The sequence below is a fragment of the Pseudoalteromonas sp. SR45-1 genome, from assembly GCF_014163655.1.
GTDB classification, from domain to species: Bacteria; Pseudomonadota; Gammaproteobacteria; order Enterobacterales; family Alteromonadaceae; genus Pseudoalteromonas; species Pseudoalteromonas distincta.
The window spans coordinates 101040-121226 of sequence record NZ_JACJDR010000013.1 but is presented as its reverse complement, the minus strand read 5'-3'; the positions used below and the strand labels follow the sequence as shown (position 1 = coordinate 121226).

At 41.0% G+C, this 20187-nt stretch carries 19 protein-coding genes; 8 read left to right on the top strand and 11 right to left on the bottom strand.

Translation table 11 applies throughout. The features are described from left to right. Positions 1-9: 9 nt before the first annotated feature. From speD to H5089_RS14255, 8 genes are all read right to left on the bottom strand, one after another. Positions 10-822 (bottom strand): adenosylmethionine decarboxylase, encoded by an 813-nt coding sequence (gene speD / locus H5089_RS14290; RefSeq protein WP_024597058.1) that lies wholly within the window; start codon positions 820-822, stop codon positions 10-12. A gap of 88 nt (positions 823-910) precedes the next feature. Continuing rightward, positions 911-1324: an OsmC family protein gene (locus H5089_RS14285; protein ID WP_002958863.1), complete on the bottom strand. Its 414-nt coding sequence runs from the start codon at positions 1322-1324 to the stop codon at positions 911-913. A gap of 86 nt (positions 1325-1410) precedes the next feature. Further along, the gene (locus H5089_RS14280; RefSeq protein WP_002958862.1) at positions 1411-1758 is read right to left on the bottom strand and encodes a DUF3802 family protein; all 348 of its coding nucleotides are present in this window, start codon (positions 1756-1758) and stop codon (positions 1411-1413) included. Between the two features lie 132 nt (positions 1759-1890). Then, the gene (astD, locus tag H5089_RS14275) at positions 1891-3360 is read right to left on the bottom strand and encodes a succinylglutamate-semialdehyde dehydrogenase (protein WP_024603338.1); all 1470 of its coding nucleotides are present in this window, start codon (positions 3358-3360) and stop codon (positions 1891-1893) included. Positions 3361-3375: 15 nt separating this feature from the next. Beyond that, complete coding sequence (gene astA, locus H5089_RS14270; protein ID WP_024597056.1) at positions 3376-4392, bottom strand: arginine N-succinyltransferase; 1017 nt, start codon at positions 4390-4392, stop codon at positions 3376-3378. Positions 4393-4477: 85 nt separating this feature from the next. Beyond that, on the bottom strand, positions 4478-5683 hold the full coding sequence (locus H5089_RS14265) for an aspartate aminotransferase family protein (protein ID WP_154903751.1): 1206 nt from the start codon (positions 5681-5683) through the stop codon (positions 4478-4480). A gap of 379 nt (positions 5684-6062) precedes the next feature. After that, complete coding sequence (locus H5089_RS14260) at positions 6063-7223, bottom strand: HDOD domain-containing protein (RefSeq protein WP_182712481.1); 1161 nt, start codon at positions 7221-7223, stop codon at positions 6063-6065. A gap of 43 nt (positions 7224-7266) precedes the next feature. Then, on the bottom strand, positions 7267-7848 hold the full coding sequence (locus H5089_RS14255; protein WP_024596662.1) for an aminodeoxychorismate/anthranilate synthase component II: 582 nt from the start codon (positions 7846-7848) through the stop codon (positions 7267-7269). Positions 7849-8397: 549 nt separating this feature from the next. Between H5089_RS14255 and H5089_RS14250 the strand changes: the two genes are divergently transcribed. Beyond that, entirely contained in the window at positions 8398-8640 is a 243-nt protein-coding gene (locus tag H5089_RS14250; protein WP_182712480.1) for a YdcH family protein, read from the top strand. Positions 8641-8702: 62 nt separating this feature from the next. On the opposite strand, the gene H5089_RS14245 is transcribed toward H5089_RS14250, so the two are convergent. Next, a complete protein-coding gene (locus H5089_RS14245; RefSeq protein ID WP_182695908.1) occupies positions 8703-9059 on the bottom strand; it encodes a putative quinol monooxygenase in 357 nt (118 codons plus the stop codon). Next, on the bottom strand, positions 9059-9889 hold the full coding sequence (locus H5089_RS14240) for an SDR family NAD(P)-dependent oxidoreductase (protein ID WP_182712479.1): 831 nt from the start codon (positions 9887-9889) through the stop codon (positions 9059-9061). The genes H5089_RS14245 and H5089_RS14240 overlap by 1 nt, the downstream gene beginning before the upstream one ends. A gap of 267 nt (positions 9890-10156) precedes the next feature. On the opposite strand from H5089_RS14240, the gene galE reads away from it, so the two are divergent. The 7 genes from galE (at position 10157) to glpD (ending at position 19174) form a co-directional block, all read left to right on the top strand. Further along, the gene (gene galE / locus H5089_RS14235) at positions 10157-11170 is read left to right on the top strand and encodes a UDP-glucose 4-epimerase GalE (RefSeq protein WP_149601995.1); all 1014 of its coding nucleotides are present in this window, start codon (positions 10157-10159) and stop codon (positions 11168-11170) included. A gap of 1 nt (position 11171) precedes the next feature. Beyond that, positions 11172-12236, top strand: a complete 1065-nt coding sequence (locus H5089_RS14230; RefSeq protein WP_182674093.1) for a UDP-glucose--hexose-1-phosphate uridylyltransferase — start codon at positions 11172-11174, stop codon at positions 12234-12236. Further along, positions 12226-13374 carry a galactokinase gene (gene galK, locus H5089_RS14225; protein ID WP_182692709.1) on the top strand — a complete coding sequence of 383 codons (1149 nt, stop codon included), beginning with the start codon at positions 12226-12228 and terminating at the stop codon, positions 13372-13374. Before H5089_RS14230 ends, galK begins: the two co-directional genes overlap by 11 nt. Positions 13375-13393: 19 nt before the next feature. Then, on the top strand, positions 13394-14398 hold the full coding sequence (locus H5089_RS14220; RefSeq protein WP_182695906.1) for a Gfo/Idh/MocA family protein: 1005 nt from the start codon (positions 13394-13396) through the stop codon (positions 14396-14398). A 29-nt stretch (positions 14399-14427) separates the two neighbouring features. After that, positions 14428-15750, top strand: coding sequence for a dienelactone hydrolase family protein (locus H5089_RS14215; RefSeq protein WP_182695905.1), 1323 nt, complete (start codon positions 14428-14430; stop codon positions 15748-15750). A 207-nt stretch (positions 15751-15957) separates the two neighbouring features. Further along, complete coding sequence (glpK, locus tag H5089_RS14210) at positions 15958-17457, top strand: glycerol kinase GlpK (RefSeq protein ID WP_033013631.1); 1500 nt, start codon at positions 15958-15960, stop codon at positions 17455-17457. Positions 17458-17668: 211 nt separating this feature from the next. Continuing rightward, positions 17669-19174 (top strand): glycerol-3-phosphate dehydrogenase, encoded by a 1506-nt coding sequence (gene glpD, locus H5089_RS14205; RefSeq protein WP_182692712.1) that lies wholly within the window; start codon positions 17669-17671, stop codon positions 19172-19174. Positions 19175-19233: 59 nt separating this feature from the next. On the opposite strand, the gene H5089_RS14200 is transcribed toward glpD, so the two are convergent. Next, entirely contained in the window at positions 19234-20184 is a 951-nt protein-coding gene (locus H5089_RS14200) for a 2-dehydro-3-deoxygalactonokinase (protein WP_182692713.1), read from the bottom strand. Positions 20185-20187 lie beyond the last annotated feature (3 nt).

Below are 20187 nucleotides of genomic sequence, written 5' to 3'. Positions count from 1 at the left end.
TCGTTGCTATTATTCTGTATCTGGCAGGTTACGGCCATAGAATATTTCTTGCATTTCGCGAGTCAGCTTAGAGCGAATTTCGTCTTCTTCTTCGTCCGATAACTCATCAGTAGAAAGGCCGAATAAATAGGTATTTAAGTCGGTTTCTTTTAACATCATTTTAGTATGGAACAGGTTTTCTTGATACACGTTCACGTCCATCATCTGGTACGCTTCTTTTGTATCTTCTGTCATGAAGTTTTGAATCGAGCTAATAGCATGATCAATGTAGTGCTTAACACCGTTTATGTCGCGGGTAAAACCACGAACGCGGTAGTCTATTGTTACTACGTCTGACTCAAGGCTATGAATTAAGAAGTTTAACGCTTTAAGTGGCGAAATAATGCCACAGGTAGATACTTCAATATCAGCACGGAATGTACAAATACCATCATCAGGGTGAGCTTCTGGGTATGTGTGTACACAAATATGGCTTTTATCTAGGTGTGCAACAACTGAATCAGGTAATGGGCCTGGTGCTTCGTCAGCATCGTAATTTTGCTGCTCTTCTACTGGTTCTTCTGAAACCAAAATAGTTACACTTGCGCCTTGCGGTTCATAATCTTGGCGCGCTACATTTAAAATGTTAGCACCAATAATATCAACAACTTCACCTAAAATATCGGTTAGTCTATCTGCACTGTACTGCTCATCGATATATTCAATATATTCTTTACGTTGTTGCTCGGTCTTTGCGTAACAAATATCATAAATACTAAAGCTTAAACTTTTGGTTAAATTGTTAAAGCCATGAAGTTTAAGTTTATCGAAGGGTTTGTTCATAATAAACCAACCTATAAATTAGTGGGTTCTGCACCTGCAGAATGAAAAGTTCGCGGATTTTATACGAATTTTCCTCGTGGAAAAAGCGTTATTTTGCTTGATCTTGCACAACTTCGTGGCTATGCGTAATTTCTACTGTTTTATCAAGCATTAATGCAACCGAGCAATACTTTTCAGCAGAGAGTGAAACTGCACGTGCAAGGTGCTTTTCAGACACATTATTGCCTTTAACAACAAAGTGTAAGTTGATTTTGGTAAACACGCGCGGTGCTGTTTCGGCGCGTTCTGCACTGAGTTGCACTTGTACGTCTGAAAAATCTTGTTTAGCTTTTTTTAAAATACTAACCACATCAACTGATGAGCAACAGCCAACTGACATTAAAACCATTTCCATTGGGCTTGGTGCTGCGCTATCGCTGCCGCCATCAAACACAACATTGTGGTTAGAATTAGAACGGCCAATAAACGTATCGCCTTCAACCCATTTTACATTTGCTTGCATTGTTATATCTCAAAAAAATATTTTCTTGATTGTAAGCAACTTAGCCGTAGTTGCAAATGAAAATGCAACGCAGGGCTATAAAATGGCTAAGATTGTTGTGCTAAAGCGCTATCAAAGAGGTTTTTTACTAAACCTGCAAATTCATCTATAAAGGCATGCTGTTCAACCGTGACAGGCTGTGAGGTGATGCTGCTGAGGACTTCTTCTAAATCGTAAACTATGCCATCAACTTCACGTACAATTTGACTACGCTGCTCTGTGTTGAGGTCTGTGTGCTGCTCGCAAATAAGCATCACATTTTGTGCAATAACGTCTTCGATTAATTCCATTACTGTTGGAGCGCCTGGTTTTATTTCGCCTGGCTTCTCAAACAATGCTAAATTTTGAGTTAGATACATGATCAAATCATCGTACCCTTGCCTATCTAAAACCATTATGCGAACCACCTAAATATATTTAATTATGCTGATTTAAGCAGAAAGAGTCGATAATTACTAGCCTTGTACGATAGCAATACAAAAAAAGCAGCCGAAGCTGCTTTTATAATGATTAAGTAGTATTACTACTTAATCTATTTTTAAGCCTGGGCTTAGTGTTGCTGGCATCGCTACTTTTTCAAGCTCTACTGAAGCAACTGGGTATGCACAGTAATCAGCTGCGTAATACGCGCTTGCTCTGTGGTTGCCCGATGCGCCAATACCACCAAATGGTGCTGCGCTTGATGCGCCAGTAATTGGGCGGTTCCAGTTAACAATACCAGCGCGAATACGACGTAAAAAATGGTCGTAATCTGCTGCACTATCACTTAATAAACCAGCCGATAAACCAAAGGTTGTATCGTTTGCTTTATCAATGGCTTGGTCAAAGTCGTCAAAGCGGAATACTTTTAAAAGTGGTCCAAAATGTTCTTCATCTGGGAAATCACTAATATTTGTACACTCAATAATACCTGGTGTTACAAAACCGGTATTGGCTGTGTGCTCAAGCTCTACTAATACTTGAGCGCCAAGCTCAACAAGCTCGTTTTGCGCTTTAACCATGCCCGCTGCTGCCGCTGATGAGATCATAGAGCCCATAAATGGCTGGTCTGCATCATCGTAGTTGCCTACTTTAATCGCTTTAGTTGCAGTGATAAGGCGCTCTAAAATTGCATCGCCTTTGCTACCTTTAGGTAAAAATAGTTTACGTGCACATGTACAACGCTGGCCGCTTGAGATAAACGCTGATTGAATAATATCGTGAACAACCGCTTTAGTGTCTTCAACGTCAGTAATAATAAGTGGATTATTACCACCCATTTCTAGCGCTAAAATTTTACCCGGTTGACCCGCAAACTGTTCATGTAAAATATGACCAGTACGCGAAGAACCCGTAAAGAACAAGCCATCAATCCCTTTGTGAGCAGCAAGGGCTTTACCCGTTTCTACTTCACCTTGAACTAGGTTAATTACACCGGCTGGTAAGCCTGCTTTTTCCCACAGTTTAAGCGTAAGCTCGGCAACTTTAGGAGTGAGTTCAGACGGTTTAAATACAACCGTGTTACCTGCTAAAAGCGCTGGCACAATGTGGCCATTAGGTAAGTGACCCGGAAAGTTATACGGACCAAATACGGCTACAACCCCATGTGGCTTATGACGAATCATCGCACGGCCAAGTGGCATTGCGTTTTCTACATCGCCAGTGCGCTCTAAAAATGCTTTTTCAGAAATGGCAATTTTACCAACCATAGCACCCGCTTCTGTGCGCGTTTCCCACAGTGGCTTACCTGTTTCTTGTGCGATAGTAATAGCGAGCTCTTCGCTGTTTTCTTTTAATTGCGCTGCGAATGCTTTAATTATTTCTAAACGCTCAGTAAAGCTTTTATCAGCCCATGCATAAAACGCTTCGCGCGCTGCATTTACTGCGGTGTCTACTTGCGCCGCAGTTGCTGATGATGCCTGCCAAATAACGTCGTTATTTGCAGGGTTTACTGAATTAAATTCTGTGCCTTGGCCTTGTGACCATTGACCATTAATAAATTGTGCAGGATGAGTCATATACTTTCTCCTAAATTAAATCGTGGTTGCACTAACAATATCGCCAGTTTGCAAATGCAATGCATCTGCTACTTCTTGCGATAAAATAAGGCTTTTTGCGCGCTCGTCAAATGTCATTGGTGCAACGGTTGCTCTAAAATCTTCAAGCTTTTCGTTAGCTAGTAACACCATGGTGTCGCCAGTCATTTCGCCAATTTCAACGTTAAAGTTATTTGCATTACGAATCGTCGCAATGTTATCTACTTTTGCTTCAACCGTTGGGCCGCCGTCAAAAATGTCTACGTAGCCATTAAACGTAAAACCTTCGCTTTTTAATAACTCGATTGCTGGGCGTGTGTTGTCGTGTACTTTACCTATTACGGCTTGCGCATCTTTACTTAGCAAATTTACATAAATTGGGTATTTAGGCATTAGTTCAGCAATGAAAACCTTTTGGCCAATACCTGTTAGGTAGTCGGCTGTTGGAAAATCCATTGAGAAAAAGTGCTCTTCAAGCCACTGCCAAAAAGGGCTACTGCCGTTTTCGTCAGACACACCGCGCATTTCTGCAATCACTGTTTGTGCAAAACGCTCTTGATGCTGCTTTATAAACATAAAGCGCGCTTTGGAAAGTAGCTTACCATTACAATTTTTACGATAGCCATCTTTTAAAAACAATGTGCAAAGCTCTGTAGCGCCTGTGTAGTCGTTACATAGCGTTAAAATATCAACCGCTTTGTATACGTTTAATGTGCGCGAAGAGTGAATCACTTTACTTAAGTGATAATGATAAAATGCATCATCAAGCCCTACCGCAGCTTCAATTGCAGACGTACCTACAACATCACCGGTTTCGCTATCTTCAAGAACAAACAGGTAGCCTTCGTCACCGGGTTGTGACGTTTGCTTAGCAAATGAACTTACAGAATGGTCTATTTTCTTTTGCAATAGTTCTTCGTTTAATGGCAAAGACGTAAAACCATGCCCAGATTCGTGGGCAATTTTCAGTAATGCTGAGTAATCATTTTGCTGGATTGGGCGAAGGATCATCATGAGTCCGCTTGCTCCCTTATAAATAACGGTAAATAGGAATTGCAGGGCAAGCGGTGCTTGCCCTTAATTGGTTGGCTTAAGTCGCTTATGCGTTTACTACGCTTGCTACTGCTTTTTCAAAGCGTGCCATACCTTCGCGAATGTCCGCTTCAGGAATTACTAAAGATGGAGTGAAACGTACTACGTCTGCACCGGCAACTAGTGACATAAGGCCTTGCTCAGTACCTGCCACTAAAAACTCTTTTGCACGACCTTTGTATTGCTCGTTCACTACTGCACCAATTAATAAACCTTGGCCACGGATTTCGCTAAATACGTTGTATTTTTCGTTAACCGCGCTAAGTAGTTCATTAAATAATGCGGCTTTTTCTTTTACGCCAGCCAGTACGTCTGGGGTATTTACTGTATCAAATGCCGCTTCTGCAACAGCACACGCAAGCGGGTTACCGCCATAAGTAGAACCATGTGTACCTACTTTAAGGTGCTGTGCAATTTCAGTTGTTGTGATCATAGCGCCAATAGGAAAACCGCCGCCAAGTGCTTTAGCCGAAGTTAAAATATCAGGTACTACGTTTAAGCCTTGGTATGCATATAAATCGCCAGTACGACCAACACCTGTTTGAACTTCATCAAAAATAAGCAGTGCGTTATGTTTAGTACATAAATCGCGAACGCCTTGAGCAAACTCATCAGTTGGTGAAACAATACCGCCTTCACCTTGTAGAGGTTCCATCATTACAGCACATGTTTTATCGCTGATAAGTGCTTCAAATGCAGCAAGGTCATTGTAATCACAATGTACAATGTCGCCAGGCTTAGGACCAAAACCATCTGAATATGCAGCTTGGCCGCCAACAGTTACGGTAAAGAATGTACGACCGTGGAAACCTTTGTTGAACGCGATGATTTGTGATTTTTCTGCGCCAAACTTATCAAGTGCAAAACGACGCGCTAATTTAAGCGCGGCTTCGTTTGCTTCTGCGCCAGAGTTGGCAAAGTAAACTTTTTCAGCAAATGTCGCATCAACCATTTTTTTAGCTAGGCGAAGTGCCGGCTCATTGGTCATTACGTTAGATAGATGCCAGATTTTTTCGCCTTGCTCTTTTAATGCGCCTACTAATGCAGGGTGGCAATGGCCAAGACAGTTAACTGCAATACCACCAGCAAAGTCGATAAACTCTCGACCTTGTTGATCCCATACGCGAGAGCCTTCGCCTCGAACAGGAATTACGCTTGAAGGTGCGTAGTTAGGAACCATTACGTGATCAAATAATTCGCGATTGACTGTCATTTTATTTCCTCTTAATTGTGAGCAACACAAAACATCAAAATAGGTGTTTGGTTAATATTTGTAACCAACTTTATAGGCAAGATCAGTAACCTGATAATTGCGCAAAATTGCTTTGTGGTTCAATTTTCAGACGCACATTATTTCAGAATTACTGATATCTGTCTCGTTAAAAACTTTCATGTATCCCTTGAAAATAAAGGGCTAAAGATATTATTTCATAGATAGTGAATAACTATTTGCATAGCTATTTATGCTTATTTTTAGGCAACTAACCGCATGAGTACAGAGGCGCACACGCTTTAATCGGCAAATATGTAATATAACAATAAGATGAGAATGAATGGTTAGTCGCAAAAAAATTAACAAAAAATTCAGATTTTTAGTCAATTTGAATAGCTAAATTGGTAAAATTACTCGATTGGAGGGTTTTTAGTTCCGTTTTAGTGAACTTAAAGTGCGAAAACCAGCTTAGAGCTTCATCAGGTTCAATAAGTTGATGTTCTTTTAAATTAAGATATTGAGAATAGCACCGTGCCTTTAGCATTACTTCTGTTAATGGCAGTAATGTATCGCCCTTATCTACCCCATTTACTAGCTGCTGCATTACCCCTTTAAACGGTAAATATTTAAAAGCCATTTTGTCTATTACCTTAGCGCTTACTTCTATCGATTTATTGCTAAGTAGAGTGGTTAAAAATAGCGGGTCGGGCTGAAGCTCTAATAAAGCGGTGTGTAAATCTTTTTGGTTTTCATTTCGGGCTAGCTGTACTTTACGTTGCCATATTTGCTCAAACGTTTTTAAGTACAAGCGCACTAATGCAATTCGCCCTACATCTAAAAGCATACCTAGGGTAAATGCATGAACGTCATTTACATTATTAATTTGTGCAATTTTTTGCGCAGCAATGGCGTTTGCCATGGCACTGTCACGTAAACGACGCTTTAATAACGAAAATGGTTCGGTGCTATGTGGCATCCAATGGCGGGCAGCAAATGTAGGAATAACTAGCTGTAAGTTATCAAGGCCAATATAACGAAGGGCGAGCGATGGCTTATCTACTTTTACAGACGTGTTTTTACTACGTTGATTACGATAGTAAGGTAAATTAACGAGCGTTACTAACTCCCTACCCAACCAGCTTATATCATTAACCAATGGCTCTAAACGCCCTACCGACGCTGACTTTACCGCTAATATATCGAGTATATTGGCAATACCATCTTCAATACCTATGGTGCTATGAATTACGCCATCTATATCTTCGAGCTGCTTATATATAGCTGTTTCAATTGTTTTGTGCAGTTGCTCACTGGCTCGAGCGCGGTACTTATGATGTGCAGTACTGCTTTGCTGGCGTTTATTCTGTGCGGCCACTTCAACCTGCAGCAAGGTACGCTGCTTCATGGGTTCGCCGTAATCTATATCTAATGTATGAATGAAACCAATTTGCTGATGCGCAAAGCTGTGCCCAAGCAATAAGTCATGAGCTCGTTGGCTTAGTATTTTGGCAGTACGCTGCTGGGCTACAAGTTCAGTCATGACATCCATTAATAAAGTATAAAATGCTATGTGTATTATAACATTAGAAGCGAGTTAAAAAGTTATCAAGCAGTTCTAAGCCTTGAGCAGTTAAAATAGCTTCGGGATGAAACTGCACACCTTCGATAGCAAGTTCATTGTGTAACAACCCCATAATTTCGTCAAACTCGCCTTGCTCAGTTTGAGTCCATGCGGTTACTTCAAGCTCTTTAGGCAGAGTTTGCGCTTTAACCACTAAAGAATGATAACGACATACCGTTAACGGATTAGCTAAGCCTTTAAACACCCCTTTATTAGTATGAACTATGGGTGATGTTTTACCGTGCATTACTTTTTTAGCACGTATTACATCTCCACCTAAAGCTTGTGCGATAGTTTGATGCCCCAAGCAAATCCCTAAAATAGGATATTGCCCTTTTAGTTGCTCAACAACATTTAGTGAAATACCCGCTTCGTTAGGGGTGCATGGCCCTGGCGATAACACGATGTGCTGCGGGTTTAACTGTTTTATTTGTGCAATGCTTAGCTCATCATTACGTTTCACTAAAACGTCTTGATCTAAACGCTGAAAATATTGCACTAAGTTGTAAGTAAACGAATCGTAGTTGTCGATCATCAACAGCATTACACAACAGACCTTATAAATTATTGACCACTACTTTACACAAGTGGTACTAAGCGCTGCATTCTACCACTATTAATTAACCAACATAAATTAGCAAAAAGCGTTAAAAATTAACTCTTTTAGCTAAAATACTTAAAAGCCTTTAGCGGGTATTGGTTTACTAACTTGAACTCTGGTTAAGAGATTTACTAACGTATTGAATCATGATGATATTTAAATTTATTTTCTCTAGCCAGAGATTCCTTGCACCTTGAGCAATAATATCGAACCCTAAGCTTTTTACGACTAGTTAATACACCTACGTAGGCTGTATACCCCAACAATAAATTATTGACCTCTAAAGTACGTGCATTTATTGATCGCACTATTAAATACTTTGGTGAAATGCCTTACTGAGCAAAATAAACAGATTGTTTGTACTACATCAAATTAGCGGCTCGATGGTTGAATTATATCTATGTAAGCCCCAGTGTATTATATGAAAGGCAGTAATTCACTTATACAACTCACTTACTTGTGAGCTCATTTATATCCTACTAAGGAGCGAATATGTTAGGCGAAGACCACTCATTAACAAATGACTTTCCAGAATACTTAAAGACCATTGCCGAGTTAAATGAAAGCGATACTGAATTTGCAAAAAAAGCAGATAAGTACGACAAGCTAGATAAAGAGATTAGAGTGTTAGAGCTCAAAGATGCGCCCATAAGCGATCAACAAATGCATCTATTAAAACACGAACGTACAGAATTAAAAGATTGGTTATACGAGCGCTTGCAGCAAGAGCAGTAATGCCACTAAAAAAAGAGCTCACTGATGAGGTGAGCTCTTTAGATCAACAATGGGTATTTTCTCTAAAACTTTACAAAGCCACCCACAGGTTTCATAAATACACTGCTTGGGCCTGCAAAGGCTTGTGCAAACTCTTCTGATAATTGACTAAATACCGTTACTTTATCCATATCAACTACGCTTAAAAATAGTGGGCCACTTTCGCCCCAACCAGCAAGATGCGCTTTAGCAGCATCTTCATCTTGGTAACGCTCGTAAATATGTACATTGCGCTTGTCATCACTTACTGTCCACTCATACACTAAAGTGCCCGCTTCACTTTTAGCCAAAGTAACTAATTGTGCCATTACCAGTAAAAACTCATCGTATTTACCTTCTTTAATTTGGCCTTGTACTGTCCAGGTAACATGCTTTTTCATTATGCTTTACCTAATTTAAGCTGTGCTAAAATACTGTCTAACGTATCTACGAGTTGTTGATTTTTAGCATTATTAAGTGCATCAACATGAGGAGGCGCAAAGCGTCCTGTATCGTTATCAAAATACAGGCCTGCGGCATCTTTAAATTCATCACTAAGCGCTGCGCGACAAAAAATATCTGCGCCAATTTTTAAATCCCCACCATCTATACCGTAAGCGTCTTTTACCATTTTGCTTCCCAGTAACGATTTAGGGTTTACCGATACAACTAATGGCCCAATATCTTTAAGCTCAAGCCCTAAATGACGTGACCACATAGTAATAGCCAATTTACTTTGTGCATAAGCCGCACTATCAGAAAGTTCAGTGTTACCTATAAGTGCATTTAAGTTAACGCTTGATTGCGCAGCTGATGACACATTAACCACTCGCGAATCATGACCAAGGACAGGTAATAATAGTTTTGTAAGAAGATATGGCGCAATCGTGTTTACAACAAAGCGAGCATCAAGGCCGTCAATTGTTGTAGCATCAACTAATTGATAAACGCCTGCATTATTAATAAGTACGTCGAGCTGGTTATTATTTTCGGCCATATCGGCTAATACATTTTTTGCCAAAGTTTGAACTTGGCTCATATCGCTTAAATCAGCAATATAAGTATGTGTACTTGCATTTGGGTATTGCTCGGTTAAAGCTACTTGTAGCGCATTGAGCTTTGCTTGGCTGCGGCCATGTAATAATACGGTGTGACCTTGTGCTAATAACATCTTTGCAGTTTCTAGCCCAATGCCATCGGTTGCGCCGGTAAGTAAAATTGTTTTGTTCATGTTGATCTCTCCTTACTTTATTTTCGCTATATTAGCACCCCGACTTACTGCTGATAATTAGGCCAATAGTTGAATCAGTTTATAGAATTAATTGATAAAGCTAAGCCTATGTTAGTTAATATAAAAGTATTCCTTTAAAAGGCAGATGAGTGTTTAAGCTGAATATTTTTTATGCTTTTATTTGAATTACTCAGCAATCATAACTATTGTTTTTAAACCACCTTAATAGTAGTATTTATCATATAAATACACTTTTCGAGAAATAACATGAAAGTTTTAGTTACTGGCGGCATGGGTTACATAGGTAGCCACACATGTATTGCATTGCATGAAGCAGGTATTACGCCTGTTATTTATGATAACTTGTCTAATGCAAGTGCGCGGGTACTTGACCAACTCGAAAAGATTACGGGTACTCGGTTTGAGTTTATTTTGGGCGACATTCAAGACGAGCAACAGTTTAAGCTCGCTCTAAAACACACTAAAGCCGAAGCTGTTTTTCACTTTGCAGCTTTAAAAGCCGTTGGCGAATCTACCGAGCAACCGCTGCGTTATTATCAAAATAACGTGTCGGGCACATTAAGCATGCTACAAAACATGCAAGATGAAGGCGTTAACCATATTATATTTAGCTCATCGGCTACAGTATACGGCGAGCCAGACTACCTCCCTATTGACGAAAAGCACCCTATACGCGCAACGAACCCTTATGGTTGGACTAAAGTCATGGTTGAACAAGCCATGCAAGACGTATGTAATGCCAACAGTCAATTTATGGGTATTGCGCTTCGTTACTTTAACCCAGTAGGTGCACACCCAAGTGGTTTATTAGGTGAAAGTCCTAATGGTATTCCTAATAACTTAATGCCATTTATTGCCCAAACTGCAGTAGGTAAACGTGACGTGGTTAATATTTTTGGTGACGACTACGACACCGAAGATGGCACAGGTGTGCGCGACTATATTCATGTTTTAGATTTAGCTAAAGGTCATGTTGCGGCATTTATGCAGCATAAAACAGATACCGCATTTCATGCTTACAACTTAGGCACAGGGCAAGGTTATTCTGTGCTTGATATGATCAACGCATTTAGCGCATCAGCCAATAAAGATATTCCGTATAAGATTGCACCGCGCCGAGCAGGTGATATTGCCTGTAACTACGCCGATGCTACAAAAGCGCAAAACACACTTAACTGGTACGCAGAACTAACACTTAGCGACATGACAAACGACACATGGCGCTGGCAAACTAATTACCCAAGTGGGTTGGAGAGTTAACATGGCTTTATTAGAAAGTACTCACAGACGTAAAAACCCGCTAACGGGTCGTTGGGTATTAGTGTCACCACATCGTAATAACCGCCCATGGTTAGGCGCAACAGAAGCCGTTAACGAAAACGTATTACCAAAACACGATGAAAGCTGCCCACTTTGCCCAAGTAATACCCGTGCAAATGGCGACAGTAACCCAGATTATAAATACACACACGTATTTAGAAATGACTTTGGTGCATTAACGCCTAATGCCAGCGAGCAATTACAAAGCTTAGAGTCAGACAGTGATTTATTTATTGCCGACGAAGCCAGTGGCGAATGCCGCGTAATTTGTTTTTCTCCAGAGCATAATAAAACACTACCAGAGCTTAGCCAAAACGCATTGCACGAAGTAGTGAAAACCTGGAAACAAAATTACACAGAGCTTGCACAGCAGTACGAATGCGTACAAGTTTTTGAAAATAAAGGCGAGATAATGGGTTGTTCGCAACCTCATCCTCACGGCCAAGTATGGGCCCACTCGCATTTATCAACCGAAATAGAAGCCGAAGATACCCAGCAGCTTGCTTATTATAAAAAGCATGGTACAGCTATGCTTGCCGATTACGCACAAAAAGAGCAAGCAGATCAAACACGTGTTGTATTTGAAAACGAACATTGGCTTGTTGTTGTGCCATTTTGGGCTGCGTGGCCGTTTGAAACAATGCTAGTAACTAAAGATAATATTCAAAACTTTAGCCAGCTAAACGATGTCCAAACCGACTCTTTGGCACAGGCACTTAAAGTATTAACCACTAAGTACGACAACGTATTTAATTGCAGCTTCCCATACTCAATGGGGTGGCACAATGCACCGGCTAACAGAGGCTCTGATGAGCAACATTGGCGTTTGCATGCCCATTTTTATCCGCCGCTACTTCGCTCTGCTACTGTTAAAAAACACATGGTAGGCTACGAAATGCTAGGCGAAAGCCAGCGCGATTTAAGCGCAGAAACCGCTGCTTCTATTTTAAAAGCAGCCAGTACAACACACTATAAAGATACAGCAGGACACACAGATGAAGCTTAACGAATTCCAACAACAATTTTTGTCACTGTATGGCGCGCCTGCTCAAGGTATTGCAGCAGCACCGGGGCGTGTAAACCTTATTGGCGAATTTACCGACTACAACGACGGTTTTGTTTTACCGTGTTCGTTAGAGTTTCGTACCCAAGTGATGTTTAAAGAGCGCGACGACAATATTATTACTGTGCATTCTTTAAATTACCCAGGCGAAAAAGACAGCTTTAGTGTTGATGAAGAAATCACTGAAGGCCAGTCGCAATGGGGTAACTACATTCGTGCTGTTACTTATGTTCTTAAAAGAGCGGGCTACACACTGCGTGGTGCCGACGTACTAATTGACAGCAACTTACCGCAAGGTAGTGGCTTGTCGTCATCGGCCGCACTAGAAGTTGCTGTAGGCGGTATGTTTAACCATATTGCACAGCTTGGTTTACCGCCAGAGCAAATTGCGCTATTTGGCCAAGAAGCCGAAAACGACTTTATGCATTGCCAATGCGGCATTATGGATCAGCTTATTTCAGCTAAAGGCGAGAACGGTCATGCACTATTAATCGACTGTGAAAACCTCGCAACCAAATCAGTTAAAGTTCCTGATGATTTAAATATTGTTATTGTTAATTCAAACTACCCGCGTAAGTTGGTTGATAGCGAATACAACCAGCGCCGCATTGACTGCGAACAAGCTGCTGTAAAAATGGGTGTAGAAACACTTCGCCAAGCCACCATGGCTGGCCTGCAAGCAGTAAAAGCGACATTAAGCGAAAACGAATATAAACGTGCACACCACGTAATTAGCGAAAACGACCGTGTAATTGCAGCAACTACTGCACTACAAAATAACGATATGGATGCACTTCGTACGCTAATGGCTGCATCGCATCAATCACTTAAACACGACTTTGAAGTAACCGTACCTGCAACCGATGGCTTAGTAGAAATTTGTAAAGAAGCGATGGGCGAGCGTGGCGCAGTTCGTATGACAGGGGGTGGTTTTGGTGGCGCAATTGTATGTTTATGTCGTGATGCGGAAGTACCACTAATTAAAGCAGCGGTAGAAAAGCATTACTTTGAACGCTTTAATTTAAATGCTGATATTTACGTATGTTCAGCGGGTTCAGGATTACAAATTACGTCTTTTTAAATAAACTTAAGGAATAAGCATGGCAAAGGTTAATTGGGGAATTATTGGGTGTGGCAATATAGCTCACACCTTTGCTACAAGCATTGCGCATTGCAGTGATGCACAGCTTATTGGCGCGGCATCAACGAGTATACAGCGCGCTAAAGAATTTGCCACACCGTACAATATTCAAGGCTATGAAAGCTATCAAGCTCTTATGCAATGCCCAAATATAGATGCTATTTATATTGCCAATACCCACGATCAACACTTTAAAACGATAGCCCAATGCTTAAAACACAATAAGCACGTGCTAAGCGAAAAACCAATCACCGTTAATGCTAAGCAGTTGCAAAGTCTCACTGAGCTTGCCAAGCAACAAAACTGCTTTTTAATGGAAGGCGTTTGGATGCGGTTTTTACCAGCCATAGTAAAATTACAACAGCTCCTAAGTGAAGGTGTTATTGGTAATGTGCACAGTGTTAATGCCAACTTTAGTTTACCTGGCAGCTTTGCCGACACTCACCGATTAATGAACCCTGTAACAGCGGGTGGCGCCCTGCTCGATTTAGGTATTTACCCTATTTCGATTGCTGATGTGGTATTTAATAAAGCCCCTGAACACATCAAATCCTTTGTACATAAAAGCACAACCGGTATTGATGAGCGAAGCACTGCTTTAGTTGATTACGGTAACGGGCAATTTGCATCTCTTGCCAGCGCATTACAACAAAGTGGCCCAACAGAAGCATGTATTAATGGTGAGCTTGGCTATATTCGAATACCTCAGTTTGTAGGTGCACAAACGCTAGAGCTACACATAAAAGACCAAGACCCTCAGTACTTTGAATACAACTTTAGTGACGATGAAAACTTTAAGTTTGAAATTGCACATGTCACGCAGTGTATATTACAAAAACAAACTCAAAGCAGCGTGTTGCCCCTCAGTACTAGCTTACGAGTTATGAACATAATGGATACCTTGCGAGCACAGTGGCAGCTGCAATACAGCAATGCCGTCGAGTCGGCTGAACTGACTAATTAAAAAATAAAAATACACAACAAGGACACACAATGACACACACACTCAAGGCGCTTTCAAAAGCTATATTACTTGCAACGTGCAGTTTATCTGCCAGTGTAGCTGTTGCTGAATCTAATAAACCAGAGCAGCTATACCCGCCAATCACTAGCGAAGTACTGCCAGAGCTTGCAGCTAAAGGTAGCTACAATGTAGGTGTGCAAACACTTGATTTAGTTAACCCTGCGCAATTTGACCCCGCTACACAAGGTCAAAAAGATCGTCCTTTAAAAGTAGAGGTGTGGTATCCGGCTGCAAATACAGCAAAAGCGCCACTTAGCAGCTACACAGATGAAACTCGCTCAGGTAAAGAGTTTACTTTGCAAGCCGATGCAATGCGTGATGTCGCCATTAATAATAAAGAGCACTACCCTGTGATAGTGCTTTCGCACGGTTATACCGGTTACCGTACAATTATGTACTACCTTGGCGAGCATTTAGCGTCGCACGGTTACATTGTGGTAGCTATTGACCATACTGACTCAACCAATGCCGATGTTGATTTTAAAAACGCACCGTTCTCTGGCTTTTTTAGCACGCTTATAAATCGCTCACGCGATCAGCAGTTTGTAATTAATTACTTTAATGAGCAAAACAACTTTGCCAGCAAGCAGATAGATAACAAAAGCGCAGGTGTAATTGGTTACTCAATGGGTGGCTATGGCGCGGTAAATACGATAGGTGGTTGTTACGCTTTTAATGAGCAAACTACGGCTATGTTTACGGGTATGAAAGACCCAGCTCAAATTAAAAAAGTACAGCAATTACTAAACAGCTGCGCTGGTGGACAATACCAAAACCCAAAAATAGACCCTCGTATAAAAGCGATGGTGGCCTTTGCACCGTGGGGCGGACAGCACGCTATATTTGATGCCAAAGCAATGGCAAATATTAAAGTACCTTCGCTTTATGTAGCCGGTAACTTAGATGACATTTCAGGCTATGAAGGCATTAAAAGTCTTTATGAACAAACAGGCAGCAAATATAAGTACATGCTTACTTACAAAAATGCACGCCATAATATTGCACCACACCCAGCCCCTGCTATTGCACAAAGCAGCAGTGAGCTAGATATAGGCCATTACTACGAGCCTTCGTGGTCTATGCGCACACTAAACGAGACCAACAAACACTTTGTACTTGCCATGATGGATTGCCACGTAAAAGGCATAGCCAGCGAGTGTAAATACTTAGATTTACCACAAAACGGCGACCAAGCTGTTGTTGATGGTAAGCCGCTGCCACAGTGGCGCGGGTTTGATAATCGCTTTTCTACCGGTATGGATTGGCAACAAGCTAAACCTCACACCAAGTAATAATAAGCTTTAAGCGGTTATTTTAATCAATAGCCGCATACGCCCTTAAAATAATGCAAAAATAAAACGCCTTTTATATAAAAGAGTTACCAGCAAATATCAGCGTGTTTATTTTTTAATCTGCTATTTTAAGAAAAAACCATTGCCATTAACTTCGGTTAAAGGCAATCTAGTCATATATAAGATAAGATAAATAACACAAATATCATGTCCAAATACATACTCTCAATTGATCAAGGAACCACAAGCTCTCGGGCCATCTTGTTTACAAAAGATGCAGACGTTTTTGGTACAGCACAACAAGAATTTTCGCAGCATTTTCCACAAAATGGTTGGGTAGAACACGACCCTAACGATATTTGGCAAACAGTGCTTAGCACTAGTCGCGAAGTGTTAACTAAAAACGATGTAAAGCCTGAAGAAATTATTGCCATTGGTATCACCAATCAGCGCGAAACCACTTTGGTATGGAACAAAAAAACAGGCAAAACAATTTATAACGCTATTGTATGGCAAGACCGTCGCACCAGTGACTATTGCGAAAGCCTAACAACTGATGAGCTTTGCCAAACAATAAGCGATAAAACAGGCTTATTACTCGACCCTTATTTTTCGGCCACTAAAGTTCGTTGGATTTTAGATAACGTTGAAGGCGCACGCGAACAAGCCCTTGCAGGCGAACTCGCCTTCGGTACGGTTGACACTTACCTACTTTGGCAGCTAACTGGCGGTAAAGAGCACCGAACCGATGCAACCAATGCATCGCGCACCATGTTATTTAATATTCATACCCAGCAGTGGGATCAAGAGCTTTTAGAGTTATTCGATATTCCAGAATCTATGCTGCCAGAAGTAATGGATTCAGCTGACGAGTTTGGTTCAACCAGCGCTGACATTTTTGGCGCGCCAATTCGTGTTTGTGGTATTGCAGGCGATCAACAAGCTGCGCTTGTAGGACACGCATGTTTTGAACAAGGCATGGCTAAAAGTACTTACGGTACTGGCTGTTTTTTAATGCTTAACACTGGCGAAAAAGCACTGACCTCAGAAAACCGCTTACTGACCACTGTTGCTTATAGATTAAACGGCAAGCCAACTTACGCCATTGAAGGCAGTATATTTATGGCTGGCGCAACTATGCAGTGGATTGTTGAAGGCTTAAAACTACTTAGCCATGCTGGCGAAAGTGAGTCGATGGTTAAAGATGTACCGCTCGATCATGGTGTATTTTTAGTGCCTTCGTTTACTGGTTTAGGCGCTCCTTATTGGGACCCTAATGCACGTGGCGCTATTTTAGGGCTAACACGCGACTCTGGTATTAGCACTATTGTTGCTGCAGCGCTGCAATCAGTTGGCTACCAGACCAAAGATTTACAAAAAGCGATGGAGCGTGATGGCCTTCGCCCAAGTGTGCTTCGTGTAGATGGCGGTATGGTAAAAAATAATTGGGTTATGACCTTTTTATCAAATATTTTAGGTGCAACAGTTGAGCGACCAACAGTGACCGAAACCACCTCTTTAGGGGTCGCTTATTTAGCAGGCTTGCAAGCAGGTGTGTACGAGTCAACTGAACAGTTATCTAAAATGTGGACATGCGACCGTCGCTTTGAGCCCACCATGAGTGCCGACGAGCGTAACGATCTATACGCAAAATGGCAGCACTGCGTAGCTCAAGTGTGCTTAACGAATAAAAACTGCCCGCAGTAAATACTAAGTGGTTAAGGCCAGTACTTTAGCCACTTTGCTTTTTTAACTTAGCTAAATGCTAGATTTAAAAGGCATGTTTTACTGCTTTAAATTGAAAATGGATTGGCGTCAAAATTAACGAATAAAAAACTGGGTTTTCTATTGTCAAATGAAAACAGCAGCTTTATGATGTTTATGTCTTATTTATATTACAAATAAAAAGGTTAGCTCGGTGGAATTAGCAGATAACGAATATGACTTACTAGTCATCGGTGGCGGTGTAAACGGCACTGGAATAGCAGCTGATGCAGCTGGCAGAGGGTTAAAAGTTCTATTGTGCGAACAATCAGACCTTGCCTGTGCAACATCTTCAAACAGTTCTAAGCTGATCCACGGCGGTCTGCGCTACCTTGAGCATTACGAATTTAGATTAGTAAAAGAAGCGCTAGCAGAGCGTGAAGTGCTACTTAAAAACGCACCTCATATTATGTGGCCGCTAACCTTTAGATTGCCGCATCAAAAACACCTCCGCCCTGCGTGGATGATTCGTATTGGCTTGTTTATGTATGACAACCTAGCAAAACGCGAAACACTAGCGGGTTCTCGAAGCATTAAATTTGGTGAAAATAGCGTTTTAGAACCCTCTATTACTAAAGGTTTTGAATACTCAGATGGCTGGGTTGATGACTCTCGCCTAGTCGTTTTAAACGCCCTAGCAGCGCAGCAAAAAGGTGCTGTTATTACCACGCAAACTAAGTGTGTACATGCTAAACGTGAGCAAGGTAAATGGCAGGTAACGCTTGAGCAGCAAAAGAGTAAAGCTAAATACACCATTTCTGCCAAAGGGATTGTTAATGCTGCGGGTCCTTGGGTTGCTAAATTATTTGACGAAGCACTAACAGAAAAATCACCACAAAATATTCGCCTTGTAAAAGGTAGCCACATTGTAGTGCCTCGTATTCACGATGAAAAACAAGCTTATATTTTACAAAATAAAGATCAGCGTATTGTGTTTGTTATTCCGTTTGAAGATGACTTCTCACTTATTGGCACAACCGATGTAGAACACAAAGGTGAAGCACAAGACGTTAAAATTAGTGATGAAGAAATTGATTACTTAATTGATATTACTAATACCTACTTTAAACAACCGATTAAACGCGAAGACATAGTACATACCTTTTCTGGTGTACGCCCATTACTTGATGACGAATCAGTTAATGCACAAGCCGTTACTCGCGATTATAAATTAGAGCTTTCGAGTGACGCCAAGCAAACACCACTATTGAGTGTGTTTGGTGGAAAAATTACTACTTATCGTAAACTTGCCGAAGCTGCGGTTAATAAGCTTGAAGATTTTTATCCGCAAATGAGCAATGCGTGGACCAAACATAGTCCGCTCCCTGGTGGTGATTTTAGCTCTGTAGAAGCACTTAAATCAGAGTTAAAAACAAAATACGAATGGCTACCTGAAATAACACTTAAACGCTTTGTACGCACTTATGGTACTCGTGCTAAACATATTTTAGGTAGTGCAACTGGGCTGAGTGATTTAGGCCAGGATTTTGGCCATGGTTTATTTGCAGCAGAAGTAGATTACTTGCTAAATGAAGAGTGGGCAGAAAACGCATACAATATTTTATGGCGCCGCAGTAAATTAGGACTACGTTTTAATGAGGCGCAAGTTGCTGCGCTTAATGATTATATTGAGCATAACCAAGCAGCTAAAAGCGCTTAATTATTCAGTTATAATAGCTTCCTGTTAACCCCTTTATAATTTAACCGTTATAAAGGGGTTTATTTTTTTGACTCTAAATTAAATAAATAATTAAAGCCACTAAGCGTCGCTGTTTTAATATCAAACTCAACACACTTCACACCTATTTGGTTAAGCGCCGTAGTAAAACACTTATTCAGCTGCTTTGTGCCAATCACCACAACTTGTGTATCACTTAATAATTGCCATTCACTAGCGTGGCGAGCTGCTCGTACATCGCTGCCAATTAATACACCCGACAAATAGGCTTTAGCTTGTACTGGCGTTAACTCCTTTGAAAGCTGGCGGGTACGCACACTAAAAATACCATGTGCCAAGTTACCGCTATCACTACCTAAAGTTAGCTCACAGCCTTGCTCAAATGCTTTAAAGTCAAACTCACCTTCTGCACAGTCGTTAGGAATTAAAACACTTTGATGACATAACAAATCATATAACTCACCGGTCATGGCTGTTTTAAAGCAAATGATTTCGCCATTGTTTATAAGCACCCATTTGGTATGTGTGCCAGGCAAACAGAGTAATATTTTACCTTGTTGATACTCTGGGTTTTGCTTTAAAAACCCTAAAATTTGCAGCTCTTCACCGCGCATTACATCAAACAAGCCATTTTGCAGCGTACACTTTGTGCCAGGTAACGCTTTAATAATATGTCCATCGCAATCAAAGCTAACAGCAGCATTAAGTAACCCTTCGGGATTAATTGGGCATTCTAAATAAGGTGTTTCGTGCCAGCCGATGCTTGAGGTGATTTGTCCTGCAATATATATAGGTAAGCTGCCATATTCTTGCTTCCACACCTCAATGGTGTCGATTAGGGTTTGCTCAAAATTTTGATTTGCTTTAACAACGCCAGGGCCATCACGTTGTGCTAATAATTTAAGTGTTGATTGCGCTCGTACTTCGCACAAATAAGCGCGTAAATGGCTCGTGCCCCAGTCAACAGCAATAAAAAGAGATGAAGTAGCCAAGCT